Origin of the sequence: Actinoallomurus purpureus (assembly GCF_024055795.1) — a bacterium.
GTDB lineage: Bacteria > Actinomycetota > Actinomycetes > Streptosporangiales > Streptosporangiaceae > Actinoallomurus > Actinoallomurus purpureus.
Window position 1 is genome coordinate 117,780 of sequence record NZ_JAMXMY010000005.1, and the last position, 14,801, is coordinate 132,580.

Here is a 14,801-nt window from a genome sequence, read left to right on the forward strand (position 1 = left end):
TCCTCGCCCCGGATTTGTCGGTGGCTCCTCCTAACGTTCGGCCATGACGACGACACGAGGAGGAATTCGTGATCATCGACTGCGACAAGTGTGAGCTACGCAACGTCGGATGTGCCGACTGCGTCGTCACAGCGATGCCCGTGATCCCGGAGTCAGGTCTGGAGATCGGGCCGCTCGAGCGCCGGGCGCTGGGGATACTCGCCGCCGAGGGATTGATTCCCCCGCTGCGGTTGACGATCTCCGTCGATCGCGCATCGTGACGACAAGCGCGCAGGCTGTTGCCTGAATGACGAGAATTGTTAGAATTCCGGGAGAAGCGGTTGTTACCAGCGTGAGACTTGACTAGTCTCACGCGCTGAGCCGGTCGCTGTTTCGTCGCCCCCCAGGCGACGGCGACGGCCACCGCCGAGTCGTCACGTTCGGTGAGGTCGCCCGGGGTTCGGGCCCTACGATCCTCACCGGCACGACGAGCCGGGGAACCAGGTTTCCGGGGTGAATCGGGGCGCGACGCGCTCCGTAGGGCGCCTTCCACGCCCGAATCCGTCAGCTAACCCGGTAGGCGGTCAGTGGGAGAGGGGCGTGCCGCAATCGTGGCAACAGAGCGCAGTGCCGACGGCTCAGCCGTCGGTCGGCCGGCGAGTGGCGGGTTCGGCGGCCGCGTGCTGGTCACCCTGTGCGTCGCCGCCTCAGTGGCGCTGACTTTGCCGGCCGGTACGGCCGAGGCGAAGCCGAAGCAGACGCTGAGCCAGGCGAAGGCCGAGCTGACCAGGTTGAATTCCAAGTTCGACCACCAGGACAACACCTACAACAAGGCCAAGTCCCAGTGGCAGGCGGCCGACAAGAGGCTCAAGGCGCTGAACGCCTCGGTCAAGCAGCAGCGCCGGTCCTGGGAGGACTTGCGCGTCCGCGTCGCTCAGATGGCCGCGTCCGCGTACAAGAGCGGCTCGGCCAACGCGGACATCCCCGCACTCGTGTCGGCCAAGGACCCGCAGTCCGTGCTCGACCAGATGTCGGCGTTCGCGCAGGTGTCGAAGAACCGCTCGACCGAGCTCAGCCAGTTCCTGAACGTCGCCCAGCTGCTGCAGCGGCAGCAGGCGCAGGCCAAGCAGGCCGAAACAGACCTGGCGCAGAAGAAGAACGCCGCCCTCGACCAGAAGAAGCAGATGGAGAAGTTGGTCACGCGGCAGAAGGCGCTGATCAAGAAGCTGGGCCCCGCGGCCGAGAGCGGTGGCGGTGGCGGCGGTGACGACAGCGGCCCCATGCCGAGCAACTGCGGCGGCGGCTACACGGGCTCGGCGACGGGCAAGGCGCGCACCGTCCTCGTCTGGGCGTACAGCAAGTGCGGCAGCCCGTACCTCTACGGCGGCAACGGCCCGCGGTACGACTGCTCGGGCTTCACGATGGCGGCCTACCGGCAGGCCGGGGTGAGCATCCCCCGCGTCGTCCCCGACCAGTACGACGCGACCAGCCGGGTCTCCCGGGCCAACCTGTCGCCCGGCGACCTGGTCTTCTTCGACAACCTCGGGCACGTCGGCATCTACGTCGGCGGCGGCAAGTTCATCCACGACCCGCACACGGGCTCGTACGTGAAGATCGACAGCCTGAGCAACGTCTGGTACAGCTCCCACTACGTCGGCGCCGGCCAGCTCTAGGAGCGCGATCACCATGGCCAAGGAGCGTACGATCATGTCCAGGACCGGCCGCCGGTTCGTGACGACCATCGGGTTCGTCGCCATCGCCGGGCTTTCCCTGCCCGGAGTTCCCGCGCACGCCAGCCCCGGTGGCTCGCTGAGCGCGGCGAAGAAGCAGCTGGCGACGCTGAACGACCAAGTCGACCAGCTGGGCAACCAGTACAACAAGACGAAGGCCGACTGGAAGGCGGCTCAGGGCCGCCTCAACGCGCTGAGCAAGTCGGTGCAGGCAGAGCGCAAGACCTTCCAGCAGCTCCGGCTGCGGGTGGCGCAGCTGGCCGCGGACGCCTACAAGTCCGGGGACAACGGATCGATCCCCGCGCTCGTCGGCTCGAAGGACCCCGACGCCGTGCTCTCGCAGATGTCGGCGTTCACCCAGCTCGCGCACAACCGGACGGCCGAGTTCTCGCAGTACCTCGCCTCCGCCCAGCGGCTGGAGCGCGAGCAGGCGCTGCGCGTGCAGGCGGCCCAGCAGCTCACGGCGAAGAAGAACCAGCTGGAGAAGCAGCGTTCGCAGGCCAACGCGGCCGTCAAGAAGCAGCTGCGGCTGATCGCCAAGCTCGGCGGGAGCATCGATCCCGGCAGCTCCAAGGAGAACTGCTCGATCCTGGCGACGGGCAAGGCGGAGATCGTCCTGAAGTTCGCCTGCGCCCAGCTCGGCAAGCCGTACGTCTTCGGCGGCGCGGGCCCGGGGGTCTGGGACTGCTCTGGGCTGACGATGGTGGCGTTCCGCAAGGTCGGCATCAAGCTCAACCACTGGGTGCCGGACCAGTACGACGCCAGCCGACGGGTCTCCAAGGCGGACCTGCAGCCGGGCGACCTGGTCTTCTTCCACGACCTCGGGCACATGGGGATCTACGTCGGCCAGGGCAAGTTCCTGCACGCCCCGCACACCGGCGACGTCGTCAAGATCTCTAACCTCAGCGACTCCTGGTACACCTCCGTGTGGGTAGGCGGCGGCCGGCTGGTCTGAGGCCGGCGGACAACTGAAACAGCGGACGGCGGCAGGCCGGGAGCGGATTCCCGGCCGGGCTCGACCTGCGGCGCGGACCGGATCCGGTCGGCCTGCCGGCGTCATCGCGAATCTTCCGCACCCGGTGATGGTGCGGTGCAGGCTTGCGGCGCACGCCATGCGCCGCTCGGCCGGAGAGGCCTCCGTCAACGGCGGCGCGTCGTGGGGACGCGCCCCTGAGGACGGGCCGGTTCCGGCTTGTCAGAGATGCAGAGGAACGGTCATCACCGACGTGGTCCGACGGGGGCCGCGGGTGGCCGTCAACGCCTAATCCGCGGGCACGCGGAACCGGGGAACCAACCGCGCCGAAAGGCGCGGCTTCACGGGGGTGAATCGGGGCGCCTGTTCTCCCACAGGCATGCCGTAGGGCGGCTTCCACGTCCGAACCCGACAGCTAACCCGGTAGGCGTAGTGGAAGGAGAGACCCCTGTCTCGCAACCCCTCGACCACTTCGTCGCTGCGCCTCCGCCTCGTCGGAGGCATGGTGGCAGCGGGTGCGGTCCTCGCCCCCGTCGCCTTCACGGCCTCCGCGGCGCACGCCGCGACCCCTCAGACGGCCGTCGTCAAGGCGCAGAAGAAGCACAAGTCCTGGAGTCAGCGTCACAAGGTCGGTCTGAAGGCGGTCTCCGCCGCCCGTAAGCAGATCGGCAAGTGGTACCGCTACGGGGGCGCCGGGCCGACCAGGTTCGACTGCTCCGGTCTGGTGCAGTACTCGTACCGCAAGGCGGGCGTCCGCCTGCCGCGCACCGCGGGCCAGCAGCACCGTCACATCAAGCGCCACATCCGGTGGAAGAACCTCGCCGCCGGTGACCTGGTGTACTTCAACTACAACAACCACACCGGGATCATCTCCAAGGTGAAGGGCCACAAGATCTACATGATCCACGCGTCGCACACCGGCACGCAGATCAAAGAGGTCCGGATCGACAACAACAGCTACTACCGCAGTAAGTTCTACGGCGCCGCACGCCCGTACTGAGCGGAGCTGAACCCCGGCGCCGCCCCCCGCTGCGGCGCGGCATTCGGCAGCGAGCCGGCTGATCACGCCGGGGCCGTCCACACGGACGGCCCCGGCGTTCTCAGTTTCGCCCGCTACCATCACGCGCATGTCGTCGGCGAGCACCGGGCAGGGACGGGTCGCCGCGCTGGCCGGGGCGGCGATCGCGTTGAACCTGGTCACCGCGGTCGGCTACGTCACGCTGCACCGCGAGTCGGGGCGTACGGCCGCGTCGCCGGTCGCCGCCGGGGCGGTGCCCGCCCCCAGCCCGGCCACCGTCACGGCCGTCCTGCAGCGCCGTTCCCGCGCCGTCCTCGCCCACGACCGCGCGGCCTTCCTCGCCACCGTCGATCCGTCGGACGAGGCGTTCCGCACCGGGCAGGAGACGCTCTTCGACAACCTGGCGAAGATCCCCCTGGCGACGTGGCGCGAGTCGCTGGCGGACACCCGCGCAGCCACGGCCGCCGACGACGGCTGGACGGCGCGCCTGACGCTCACGTACCGGCTGCGCGGCTTCGACGCGAGCGACGTCGCCTACACCCAGTACCTCACCTTCGACCGGCGCAAGGACGCGGGCTGGGTGGTGTCCGGCGACGGCTCCGCGCACGGTCTGCGCGACGACCCGCAGATCTGGGACGATGGCGACCTCACCGTCATCCGGGGCCGGCGCAGCCTGGTCCTCGGCGAAGGCGGCACCGGGGTCGGGGACGGGGCCGGAGCGACCGACGGCCCCGAGACACGGACCGTCGAGCTGCGCGACATCGCCCACCGGCTGGACACCGGAGTCGGCCTGGTCTCCGACGTCGTCGGCGACCGCTGGTCACGGCGGGTCGTGGCGCTCGCGCCCGCGACGGAGCAGCAGGCCGAGGAACTCGTCGGCGACGTCCGGAACCTGGGCGACATCGCCGCGCTCGCCACCGTCAGCGGCGGTGCGGGTGACAGCGAGCGCGGCGCCGACCGCGTCGTCATCACCCCCACCGCGTTCGGCCGGCTGAACGGGCTCGGCCGGCACGTCGTGCTCACCCACGAACTCGTCCACGTCGCGATGGGCGGTGCCCGCGACAGCCGCACCCCCATGTGGCTCGTCGAAGGACTCGCCGACTACGTCGGCTACAAGAAGGCCGGCGTCTCGACGCGGGCGGCGGGGCGCGAGCTCGCCGCCCTGATCACCTCCGGAGACGCCCCCGCGTCACCGCCGGGGCGTAACGCCTTCACCGGGTCCGGCGAACGCCTGTCCGCCGCCTACGAAGAGGCGTGGCTGGCCTGCCGGATGATCGCGGAACGCTACGGTGAGAGCAAGCTGGTCCGGCTGTACCGGACCGCCATGGCCGAACCCGGCGACGCCGGGGACCCGCGGATCGAGGAGCGCGCCCTGCGGAGCGTGCTCGGCGTCGGGTCGACCGAGTTCGCCGCGCAGTGGCGGGCCTACATGCGGAAGGAGCTCACTTGAGGGAGCCGGACGGCCCGGAGTACGCGGCGCCGCCCGTGCGCACCGAGGCCGATCGCGAGTCCGCTCACCGCGGGGAGCCCGAGGCACCGTCCCGGCGGGCCGCGGCCGTCGCCGCCGTGGTCCTCGGCGCGCTGCTGGTCGTCGTGGTCGCGGTGATGACGCCCTGGCATCCGCTGCCCGGCGGCCGGGTCGCCGCGGATCCGGCGCTCGACTTCACGCGGGACCAGATCGCTCGCAGCAAGGCCTTCGGCGCCGCGCTCGATCCCCCCGCGTACGCCGGGCTCGCCATCGGCCTGGTCGTGGCCCTCGGCCTCGGCCTGACGCCCTGGGGCGCACGCCTGCTGGGCGTGGTCACCCGGCGGCCGGACCCCTCAGGCGCGAATCCGCCGCTGCGGCTCCGGGCCCTGCGACTGATCGCCGTCGCGGTGGTGCTGTCCGCGCTGAGCCGGCTGGTCACGCTGCCGTTCGCGGCGTGGTCGGAGTCGGTGCTGCGGAGGTACGGCCTGTCGACCCAGGGTTGGGGCTCCTGGCTCACCGACCGGCTCACGGAGCTCGGGGTGAGCCTCGTGATCTGGATCGTCGCGCTCCTGGCACTGCACCTGCTCATCCACCGCTTCCCCCGCCACTGGTGGGCGGGCGCGGCCGTCGGCGGCTTCCTGCTCGTCACCGGCGTCTTCTACGCCTATCCGGTCGTGGTCGAGCCGCTGTTCAACTCGTTCACGAGGATGCCCGCCGGCCCGCTGCGCACCGATCTGCTCCGGATGGCCCACGCGGACGGCGTGCCGGTGCGCGACGTGCTGGTCGCCGACGCTTCCAAGCGCACCACGGAGCTGAACGCCTATGTCTCGGGGTTCGGCTCGACCCGGCGGATCGTCGTCTACGACACCCTTCTGGCGTCGCAGTCGCCCAAGGAGGTCCGGCTCGTCGTCGCGCACGAACTCGGCCACGCCAAGCGCGGCGACGTACTCACGGGCACCCTCGTCAGCGGGCTCGGGGTCGCGGCCGGCGCCTGTGTCCTGTACCTGGCGATGACCTCGCCGCGGCTGCTGCGCCGTGCCGGGGTTCGCTCGGCCGCCGACCCGCGCTCGACCGCGCTGCTGCTGGCCACGGTGACCGTCCTGACCCTGGCCGCAGGGCCCGTGCAGAACCTGATGAGCCGGCACGTCGAGGCCCGGGCCGACGTGCACGCCCTCGATCTGACGCGGGACCCGGTGTCGTTCGGGGCGATGCAGCGGTCGCTCAGCCTCCGCAACCTGGACGACCTGTCACCGAGTGCGTTCGCCTACGCGCTGTGGAACACCCACCCCTCCGGGCCAGAGCGCATCGCCATGGGTCGCGCGTGGGCCCGTCTGCACCACGTGCCCGTACCCGCGCCGTCCGTACGCCCCTGACCACGGTCCCGCCGTGGCCGGGGACGTACGGACGGCCCGCGCGACTACTCCGTGACCGGGCTCGTCTCTCCGACGACGGGACGACGGGCGCCGAGCGGCGCGCCGACCGGCAGCGCGAACCGGCCGCCCATGCCGTTCGCGACGCCGGCCGCGGAGGTGTACCACGCGACCAGGGCGGTGAGGACGCCCACCCAGCCGCCGAGCTTGACGGTGCCGCTGCTGTGGGAGAGGTTGCCGATGAAGAGGATGATCTCGGTCAGCTCCAGGGTGAGGAATACCCCGAAGACCGCCGCCGTCACCTGGGTGCTCCACAGGAGCATGTACGTGTTGAAGATCGCGAACGCCAGCAGGATCCAGCCGAGGTCGTTCTGGATCAGGTCCTCCGGATTCGCCTTCGTGGCCGCCGCCGTGGCCGCGGCCGTGGGGACGACCCAGTGGACGTACAGGCCCAGGCCGATCCAGAACCCGCCGTACGTCGAGAAGGCGGTCGCTCCGAAGACGTTCCGGTTGCGGAACTCCCACATGCCGGCGAGCAACTGGACCAGGCCGCCGTACGCGAACGCGTAGCCGAGCCAGGCGTCCGTGCCGTTGGTCCACCCGGCGTTCTTGGCGGAGAGCAGGAATGTCGTCAGGGCGAACGCCGCGAGGCCGAGTGGGGCTGGATCGGCGATCGCGGATACCGGGGTGGTCGGGGGTCGGGGGGTTTCGGTCATGGGGTGGCTCCTCCTCGTTGTGAAGCTCCCACCGCCGTGCCTCGTCAGGTCCGCCTTTCGTATCGCAGGCCGGGCGGGGATCGGGCGGCCGCAAATGACGCGCCTTTACATTAACTCCCTGTTTCGCGCTGGTCACGGGGGCGCGCAAGAATGATCAGATTGCTCATGCGATCCTGACAGCAATGACGAAGACGCTCGTCGTGACCAATGACTTCCCGCCCCGGCCGGGCGGCATCCAGGCGTTCGTCCACAACCTCGCGGTCCGCCGGCCGCCCGGCTCGCTCATCGTGTACGCGCCCACCTGGGAGGACGCGGCGAAGTTCGACGCCGCTCAATCGTTCCCCGTGGTCCGGCATCCGGCTTCGCTGATGCTCCCGGTGCCCCCGGTGCTGCGGCGCGCCGCAGCGATCGTCCGCGCGGAGGGCTGCGATTCGGTCGTCTTCGGTGCGGCGGCGCCTCTCGGGCTGCTCGCCGCGCCGCTGCGGCGGTCCGGCGTCGAGCGGATCGTCGGCATCACGCACGGCCACGAGGCGGGCTGGGCGGCCCTGCCCGCATCGCGGCGGTTGCTGCGCCGCATCGGGGACGAGGTCGACGTCCTGACCTACCTGGGGGAGTACACCCGCAGCCGGATGGCCCGCGCGCTGTCACCCGCGGCCGTGGCGCGGATGCGGCGGCTGGCCCCCGGCGTCGACGAGACGGTGTTCCGCCCCGGTGCCGGCGGGGAGGAGATCCGGGCCAGGCACGGCCTGGCGAACCGCCCGGTCGTCGTGTGCGTCTCCCGCCTGGTGCCGCGCAAGGGCCAGGACGCGTTGATCCACGCCTGGCCGCACGTGCTGCGCGCCGTGCCGGACGCCGCCCTGCTGATCGTCGGCGGCGGCCCGCACCGGACCGCGCTGGAACGGCTCCGCGTCGAGCTGGGCGTGGCCGGCGCCGTACGGCTGACCGGCGCCGTTCCCTGGGAGGAACTCCCCGCGCACTACGACGCCGGTGACGTGTTCGCCATGCCGTGCCGTACCCGCCGCCGCGGGCTCGACGTCGAGGGCCTCGGCATCGTCTACCTCGAGGCGTCCGCGACCGGCCTTCCGGTGGTGGCGGGCGACTCGGGCGGCGCACCCGACGCCGTCCTCGACGGCGAGACCGGCGTCGTGGTCGACGGCCGCTCGGTCCGCGCGGTCGCCGAGGCCGTCATCGGCCTGCTGCGCGACCCGTCCGCGGCCCAGGCGATGGGCAAGAGAGGACGCGCCTGGGTGGAACGCGAGTGGCGCTGGGAGGTCCAGGCGGCCCGTTTCGCCGCCATCCTGTGACGGGTGCCCCTAGGCGTACAGCGCCTCGATCTCGGCGGCGAAGTCCCTCTCCACGAGGTTCCGCTTCACCTTCAGGGTCGGGGTGAGGTGACCGGACTCCTCGGTGAAGTCGCTGTCGAGGATCCGGTACTTCTTGATCGCCTCGGCCCGGGACACCGTGGTGTTGGCGTCGGCCACCGCCGCGTCGATCTCTTTGACCAGGTCCGGGTCCTCGGCCAGTTCGGCGGTCGACAGCGCGGTCTTGCCGTGCTGCTCCTTCCACGCGTCCAGCGACTCGGGATCGAGGGTCACGAGGCAGCCGATGAACTTCCGGCCGTCACCGACCACCATGCACTGGCTGATGAGCGGATGCGCGCGCAGGCGGTCCTCCAGCGGCGCCGGCGCGACGTTCTTCCCGCCGGCGGTGACGATGATCTCCTTCTTGCGGCCGGTGAGCTTCAGGTATCCGTCACCGTCCAGCTCGCCCACGTCACCGGTGTGGAACCAGCCGTCCTCCAGGCACTGCTCGGACGCCTCCTCGTTGTGCCAGTACCCGGCGAAGACGTTCGGCCCCTTGACGAGGACCTCTCCGTCGTCGGCGATGCGGACGGTCGTGCCGGGGATCGGCTTGCCGACGGTCCCGATGTGGTTGCCGCTGGGGAAGTTCACCGCGACAGGGGCGGTCGTCTCCGTCAGGCCGTAGCCCTCGAGGATGCTGATGCCGACGCCGTCGAAGAAGTGCCCGAGCCGCTCGCCCAGCGCGGCACCGCCCGACACGGCGTGGGTGACGTGGCCGCCGACCGCGGCGCGCAGCTTGCCGTACACCAGCCGGTCGAACACGGCGTGCTTCAACCGCAGCCCCAGGCCGGGGGAGTCGGCGCGGCTGTAGGCGATCGCGGTGTCCGCGGCGATGCGGAAGATGCGGCCCTTGCCGTCGGCGGTCGCCTTCTGCTCGGCGCCGATGTAGACCTTCTCGAAGACGCGGGGGACGGCCAGCAGGAAGGTCGGCTGGAAGGAGCCGAGGTCGTCCACGAGGTGCGTCGTGTCGGGCGTGTGGCCGACCGTGACGCCCGCCTCGACGCAGCCGACCTCGATGAGCCGGGCGAAGACGTGGGCGAGCGGAAGGAACAGCAGCGTCGAGCCGTCCTTGAGGCCGAAGACCTCCGTCAGCGCGCCCTCGGCGACGTTCCGTGCCGTCGCGAGCAGGTTGCCGTGAGTGATCTCACTGCCCTTGGGGCGGCCGGTGGTGCCCGACGTGTAGATGATCGTCGCCAGGTCGGCGGCGGCCCGCGACTCGCGCCGCTCCGTCAGGTCCTCGTCGGAGCCCTCGCCGCTCGGAAGGGTGTCGATCCGCCAGACGTTCTTCAGCTCGGGCAGACGCTCCCGGATCGCCTCGACCACCTTCTCGTGGTCGTCGCTCTCGACGAAGACGGCCTTGGCGCCGGAGTCGCCGACGATCCACTCGACCTGCGAGGCGGAGGACGTCTCGTAGATCGGCACGGTGACGCCGCCGGCGGCCCAGATCGCGTAGTCGGCGACGGTCCACTCGTAGCGGGTGCGTGACATGATCGCGACACGGTCACCCGGCTCGATGCCCGCGGAGATCAGCCCCTTGGCGACCTCGGTCACCTCGTCGGCGAACTCCCGCGCGGTGACGTCCCGCCATCCGGAGCCGGCCTTGCGCCGGAAGACGACGCGGTCCGGCTCCTCGGCGGCCCGGGAGAAGAGCGTGTCGGTGAGATTGGCAGAGTCGACGATCGTCACCTGTGCGGGAACGGTGTACTCACGCACGACTACTCCTCAGCTGGTGCGGCGGCCATCGGTGCAGGGACGCTACCGCCTCCACCTACCGATCGGTAGCCTTCGGCGCGTGACACCTGTCGCATTTCTTCTTACCACGCGTGAAAGGACCTCGTTGATTCCCGTTCCCGCGACGGCCGTCTCGGCCTGATCGCGTACGGGTCCGGTAACGACATCGTCGCTTCACGTCAAAGGAAGGCCAGCCGCGGAAGCGGCCCCGAACGAGCGCGGCCAGAATACGCGTCGGCCGCGGTGTTCGCGGTCGCCGGAGCGGGGGGAGACGATGGCGTTGCTCGAGGTGGTCGCGATGAACGAGGTGGACGCCGAGGCCGCCGAGACGGGAGGCGCCGACCGCGTCATGGCCGTCGCCGACCGCCAGTCCGGCGGGCTCTCTCCCGATCCCAAGACCGTCGCCGCGATGCGCAAGACGACCTCCCTGCCGATCCGGGTCGTCCTCCGGGCCAAGAGCGGCTTCCGGACGACCGAGCCGGAGCTCGACCGGCTGTGCCGGGCCGCCGCCGCCCACGCCGCCGCCGGCGCGGACGGGTTCGTCTTCGGTTTCCTGCACGCCGACCACACCGTCGACCTGTCCGCGACGGCGCGGCTCGCCGACGCCGTGCTGCCGCTGCCCTGGACGTTCCACCGGGCGATCGACCACGCCGTCGAGCCGGAGGCCGCCTGGCGCACGCTCGGCCTGCTGCGCGGCCTCGACTCCGTCCTGTGCGCCGGAGCGGCGGGCGGCGTGGGCGCCGGTATGGAGGCGCTGCTGCGCCGGGCCGCCCGCGACGCGCGGCTCATGCTCGTGGGCGGCGGCCTGCGGCGCAGGCACGTGGCGGCCCTGGCGGCGGCCGGGGTGCGTGCCTTCCAGGTCGAGGACGCCGTACGCCCGGTGAGCCCCGGCGGCCAGGCTCCGGTCGACGCCGCCCGCGTCCGCGAATGGCGCACGCTCGTCGACGCCGCCGCCGAGCGCTGAGGCCTCCGGAGCGCTGAGGCCGATCGCCGGGCGGCTGTGATCGCCGCGCGGCCGGCTGGTCATAAAGTTGGCGCATGCGGGTTCATGTGGTGAGCGACGTGCACGGACGGGCCGACGCGCTCGCCCGGGCCGGGGACGGGGCCGACGCGTTCATCTGTCTCGGTGATCTGATCCTGTTCATCGACTACGACGACCACGGCAAGGGCATCTTCGCCGAGTTGTTCGGCGAGGAGCACGCCGCGACGTTCATCGAACTGCGCACCCAGAAGCGGTTCGAGGAGGCGCGGGCCTTCTCCCGCTCGATGTGGGCGACGCTGGAGGGCGGTGCCGGGCCGTACATCGAGGCCGCCGTGCGCCGGCAGTACAAGGAGCTGTTCGGCGCCATGCCCACGCCCACGTACCTCACCTACGGCAACGTCGACGTCCCCCGGCTGTGGCCGGAGAGCCTGCGTCCCGGCCAGCGGGTTCTCGACGGCGAGACCGTGGAGATCGGCGGCCTGCGCTTCGGCTTCGTGGGCGGCGGGCTGCGCACCGAATACCGCACCCCGTACGAACTCGACGACGACGTCTTCGCGGCGAAGGTCGCCGCGATCGGCGCGGTGGACGTGCTGTGCTGCCACATCCCCCCGGCGGTGCCCGAACTGCTGTACGACACGGTCGCGCGGCGTTTCGAACGCGGCAGTGAGGCGGTCCTGCGGACGATCCACGAGACGCAGCCGAAATACGTGCTGTTCGGCCACGTCCACCAGCCGCTCGTCCCTCGCACCCGCATCGGCCGGACCGAATGCGTGAACGTCGGGCACTTCCGCGCACGCGGGGTTCCGTACGTTCTGGAGTGGTAGCCGCTACGCTCCGCTCAAGGCAGTGACACCGCGCCGTTCCCGCCCGAAAGAAGCCGAAAGAAGGAAACGCCGATGGCGGACCGTACGAGCTCCAGCATCACCATCAAGGCCGGAAAGCCGGAGATCATGGCGGTCATCGCCGATTTCGCGGAATACCCTGAATGGGCAGAGGGAATCACCGCGGCCGAGGTCGTCGTGACCGAGGACGACGGACGCGCCGAACAGGTGCGGATCACGCTGGAGGCTGGGCCGATCAAGGACACCTACGTCCTGGCCTACGACTGGGACGACGACGAAGCGGTGCACTGGCACCTCGCGGAGCGCGGAACCATGCTGACCGGCATGACCGGCGGCTACCGCCTCGCCGAGCGTGACGGTGAGACCGAGGTGACGTACGAGCTCTCCGTCGACGTGCGCGTCCCCATGATCGGCATGGTCAGGCGGAAGGCGGAGAAGCGCATCATCGACACGGCCCTCAGAGGGCTCAAGCGACGCGTCGAGGGATAGGCATGCGACGGGATCCGACGGTGGGCGCCGCCCTGGACGGCGCGGGCACCCGCTGGCGCGGGCATCCCTTCCGGGACGGTACGGTTTCACGCTGGACGATAGGTAGATGATGACCAATGAGTGAGCAGCCACCATCCGTGTTGTACGAGGCAGTGCGCCTCGTCGACACGCTTCGCCGGCGGATGAACGCCGGCGGCGCGCCCAAGGGCGACGTGTGGAGCGACGCTACGAGCGAGGCCTGGGGCGGGCACATCGCGACCGGTGCGGCCGAGTGCCGCTACTGCCCGGTGTGCCGCGCGATCGCGGCGTCGCGCGAGTCGGGCCCCGAGGTCCTCTCCCACGTGATGGCGGCGGGCGAGCAGCTCTACTCGGCGGTCCGCGAGGCGATGGCAGGGTTCGAGCGCACGCGGCCGCGCCCCCAGGCGGCGGGCGACGACCCGGCGGGCGCCGGCACGGCGACGGGTTGACGGAGGAGAAGCGTCCATGACGCTGACCATTGGTGTGGATGTCGGCGGCACGAAGGTCGCCGCCGGTGTGGTCGACGACCATGGGCGGATCCTGGAGAAGGTACGCCGCCCGACGCCGTCGACGAGCCCGCACGAGACGGCCCGCGTGATCGCGGAGGTCGTCGACATCCTCAGGGGCCGCTTCGGCGAGGTCGAGGCGGTGGGTCTCGGCGCGGCCGGATTCGTGGACGAGAGCCGGTCCACCGTGCTGTTCGCGCCGAACCTCGCCTGGCGCGACGAGCCCATCAAGAAGAAGGTCGAGGGCGAGGTCGGCCTCCCCGTGGTGGTGGAGAACGACGCGAACGCCACCGCCTGGGGCGAGGCGAAGTTCGGCGCCGGACGAGGCGAGGATCACATGGTCCTCATCACCCTCGGCACGGGCATCGGCGGCGGCCTGATCCTCGGCGGCGAGCTGTACCGCGGCCGGTTCGGCATCGGTGCCGAGTTCGGGCACTACCGCGTGGTCCCCGACGGCCGGCGCTGCGGCTGCGGCAACCGCGGCTGCTGGGAGCAGTACGCCTCCGGCAACGCCCTGGTCGCCGAGGCCCGCGAACTGGCCCGTGTGTCCCCGGCGCTGGCCGGTCGGCTGCTCGAGCTCGGCGACGGCAGGCCCGAGGGCATCAGCGGCCCGGAGATCACCGAGGCGGCACGCGAGGGCGACAGCGCGGCACTGGAGTGCTTCCGCACAGTCGCCCGCTGGGTCGGGCAGGGCCTGGCCGACCTCGCGGCCATCCTGGACCCCGGGGCGTTCGTCATCGGCGGTGGCCTGTCGGAGGCGGGCGACCTGCTGCTCGACCCGGCCCGCGCCGCGTTCCAGAACGCCCTGACCGGCCGGGGCCACCGCGTCTTCGCCGACATCCGGATCGCCGAGCTCGGCCCGGACGCCGGCATCGTCGGCGCCGCGGACCTGGCCCGCTCCCGGTAGATGCCCACGGTACGACTGGTCAGCTACAACATCCGGTCGATGCGGGACGACCGGGCGGCGCTCGCCCGCGTCGTCCGGCGCCTGCGGCCGGACATCGTCTGCGTCCAAGAGGCCCCGCGCTTCCTGTTCTGGCGCCGCCGGCGCATCTGGCTCGCCCGGCGCGCCGCCCTGGTCCCGGTCGTGCTGAGGCGGGCCGCCGGGCTGCAGTTGTACGCCGGGCCGCGGGCCACCGCCACGAACGGGCGGGACCGCCTGCTGTCGCCCGTGCCCGGAATGCACCGCCGTGGGCTCGCGCTGGGACTGTTCGACGTCCGCGGCGTCCGCCTGATCGCCGCGAGCGTCCACCTCGACCTCGCCGCCGGGCCACGCCGCCGGCACGCGGAGGAGATCGCCGAGGAGCTCGACCGGGCCCGCGCGGAGACCGGAGCGCCCGTCGTGGTCGCCGGGGACATCAACGAACAGCCCGGCGGCGCAGCCTGGGACTTCCTCGCCGAACGCTTCCAGGACGCGGGCGCGACCGCGCCGTTCGGGTTGCGGGAGACCTTCAGCACGGCGAACCCGATGCGCCGCATCGACGGCGTCTTCGCCGACGAGGGCATCGAGGTCCTCCGCTGCGGCGTGCCCGACGACCCCGACCTGCTCGCCGACTACCCGGCCGCCACCGACCACCGTCCCGTCCTCGCCGAACTCCGCGTCTGACGGCGCTCGCCG

General features: G+C 71.4%; 15 protein-coding genes and 2 riboswitches. Of the genes, 13 read left to right on the forward strand and 2 right to left on the reverse strand.

Going from position 1 to position 14,801, the window contains the following annotated elements; all coding sequences use genetic code 11:
- The first annotated feature begins 68 nt into the window (after window positions 1–68).
- The 6 genes from NE236_RS11935 (at window position 69) to NE236_RS11960 (ending at window position 6,541) form a co-directional block, all read left to right on the forward strand.
- The gene (locus NE236_RS11935; RefSeq protein WP_252841973.1) at window positions 69–260 is read left to right on the forward strand and encodes a hypothetical protein; all 192 of its coding nucleotides are present in this window, start codon (window positions 69–71) and stop codon (window positions 258–260) included.
- A 186-nt stretch (window positions 261–446) separates the two neighbouring features.
- Window positions 447–578, forward strand: a riboswitch (cyclic di-AMP (ydaO/yuaA leader).
- A 12-nt stretch (window positions 579–590) separates the two neighbouring features.
- Complete coding sequence (locus NE236_RS44445) at window positions 591–1,652, forward strand: C40 family peptidase (RefSeq protein ID WP_252841974.1); 1,062 nt, start codon at window positions 591–593, stop codon at window positions 1,650–1,652.
- Window positions 1,653–1,686: 34 nt separating this feature from the next.
- Entirely contained in the window at window positions 1,687–2,664 is a 978-nt protein-coding gene (locus tag NE236_RS11945; protein ID WP_252841975.1) for a C40 family peptidase, read from the forward strand.
- 293 nt (window positions 2,665–2,957) lie between these two features.
- A riboswitch (cyclic di-AMP (ydaO/yuaA leader) is annotated at window positions 2,958–3,127 on the forward strand.
- A 57-nt stretch (window positions 3,128–3,184) separates the two neighbouring features.
- A complete protein-coding gene (locus tag NE236_RS11950; RefSeq protein ID WP_252841976.1) occupies window positions 3,185–3,682 on the forward strand; it encodes a C40 family peptidase in 498 nt (165 codons plus the stop codon).
- 127 nt (window positions 3,683–3,809) lie between these two features.
- Window positions 3,810–5,150, forward strand: a complete 1,341-nt coding sequence (locus NE236_RS11955) for a hypothetical protein (RefSeq protein WP_252841977.1) — start codon at window positions 3,810–3,812, stop codon at window positions 5,148–5,150.
- Entirely contained in the window at window positions 5,147–6,541 is a 1,395-nt protein-coding gene (locus tag NE236_RS11960; protein WP_252841978.1) for a M48 family metallopeptidase, read from the forward strand. Before NE236_RS11955 ends, NE236_RS11960 begins: the two co-directional genes overlap by 4 nt.
- A gap of 44 nt (window positions 6,542–6,585) precedes the next feature.
- Here NE236_RS11960 and NE236_RS11965 read toward each other — a convergent pair whose 3' ends face one another.
- On the reverse strand, window positions 6,586–7,254 hold the full coding sequence (locus tag NE236_RS11965) for an acetate uptake transporter (RefSeq protein WP_252841979.1): 669 nt from the start codon (window positions 7,252–7,254) through the stop codon (window positions 6,586–6,588).
- 182 nt (window positions 7,255–7,436) lie between these two features.
- Between NE236_RS11965 and NE236_RS11970 the strand changes: the two genes are divergently transcribed.
- On the forward strand, window positions 7,437–8,558 hold the full coding sequence (locus tag NE236_RS11970) for a glycosyltransferase family 4 protein (RefSeq protein WP_252841980.1): 1,122 nt from the start codon (window positions 7,437–7,439) through the stop codon (window positions 8,556–8,558).
- 9 nt (window positions 8,559–8,567) lie between these two features.
- On the opposite strand, the gene NE236_RS11975 is transcribed toward NE236_RS11970, so the two are convergent.
- Window positions 8,568–10,328 carry an AMP-dependent synthetase/ligase gene (locus NE236_RS11975; RefSeq protein ID WP_252841981.1) on the reverse strand — a complete coding sequence of 587 codons (1,761 nt, stop codon included), beginning with the start codon at window positions 10,326–10,328 and terminating at the stop codon, window positions 8,568–8,570.
- A 292-nt stretch (window positions 10,329–10,620) separates the two neighbouring features.
- On the opposite strand from NE236_RS11975, the gene NE236_RS11980 reads away from it, so the two are divergent.
- From NE236_RS11980 to NE236_RS12005, 6 genes are all read left to right on the forward strand, one after another.
- Window positions 10,621–11,310 (forward strand): copper homeostasis protein CutC, encoded by a 690-nt coding sequence (locus tag NE236_RS11980; RefSeq protein WP_252841982.1) that lies wholly within the window; start codon window positions 10,621–10,623, stop codon window positions 11,308–11,310.
- A gap of 74 nt (window positions 11,311–11,384) precedes the next feature.
- Complete coding sequence (locus NE236_RS11985) at window positions 11,385–12,152, forward strand: metallophosphoesterase family protein (RefSeq protein WP_252841983.1); 768 nt, start codon at window positions 11,385–11,387, stop codon at window positions 12,150–12,152.
- A 72-nt stretch (window positions 12,153–12,224) separates the two neighbouring features.
- Entirely contained in the window at window positions 12,225–12,659 is a 435-nt protein-coding gene (locus tag NE236_RS11990; protein WP_252841984.1) for an SRPBCC family protein, read from the forward strand.
- 116 nt (window positions 12,660–12,775) lie between these two features.
- Window positions 12,776–13,126, forward strand: coding sequence for a hypothetical protein (locus NE236_RS11995; protein WP_252841985.1), 351 nt, complete (start codon window positions 12,776–12,778; stop codon window positions 13,124–13,126).
- Between the two features lie 16 nt (window positions 13,127–13,142).
- The gene (locus tag NE236_RS12000; protein ID WP_252841986.1) at window positions 13,143–14,090 is read left to right on the forward strand and encodes an ROK family glucokinase; all 948 of its coding nucleotides are present in this window, start codon (window positions 13,143–13,145) and stop codon (window positions 14,088–14,090) included.
- A complete protein-coding gene (locus NE236_RS12005) occupies window positions 14,091–14,789 on the forward strand; it encodes an endonuclease/exonuclease/phosphatase family protein (protein WP_252841987.1) in 699 nt (232 codons plus the stop codon).
- Window positions 14,790–14,801: the final 12 nt, after the last annotated feature.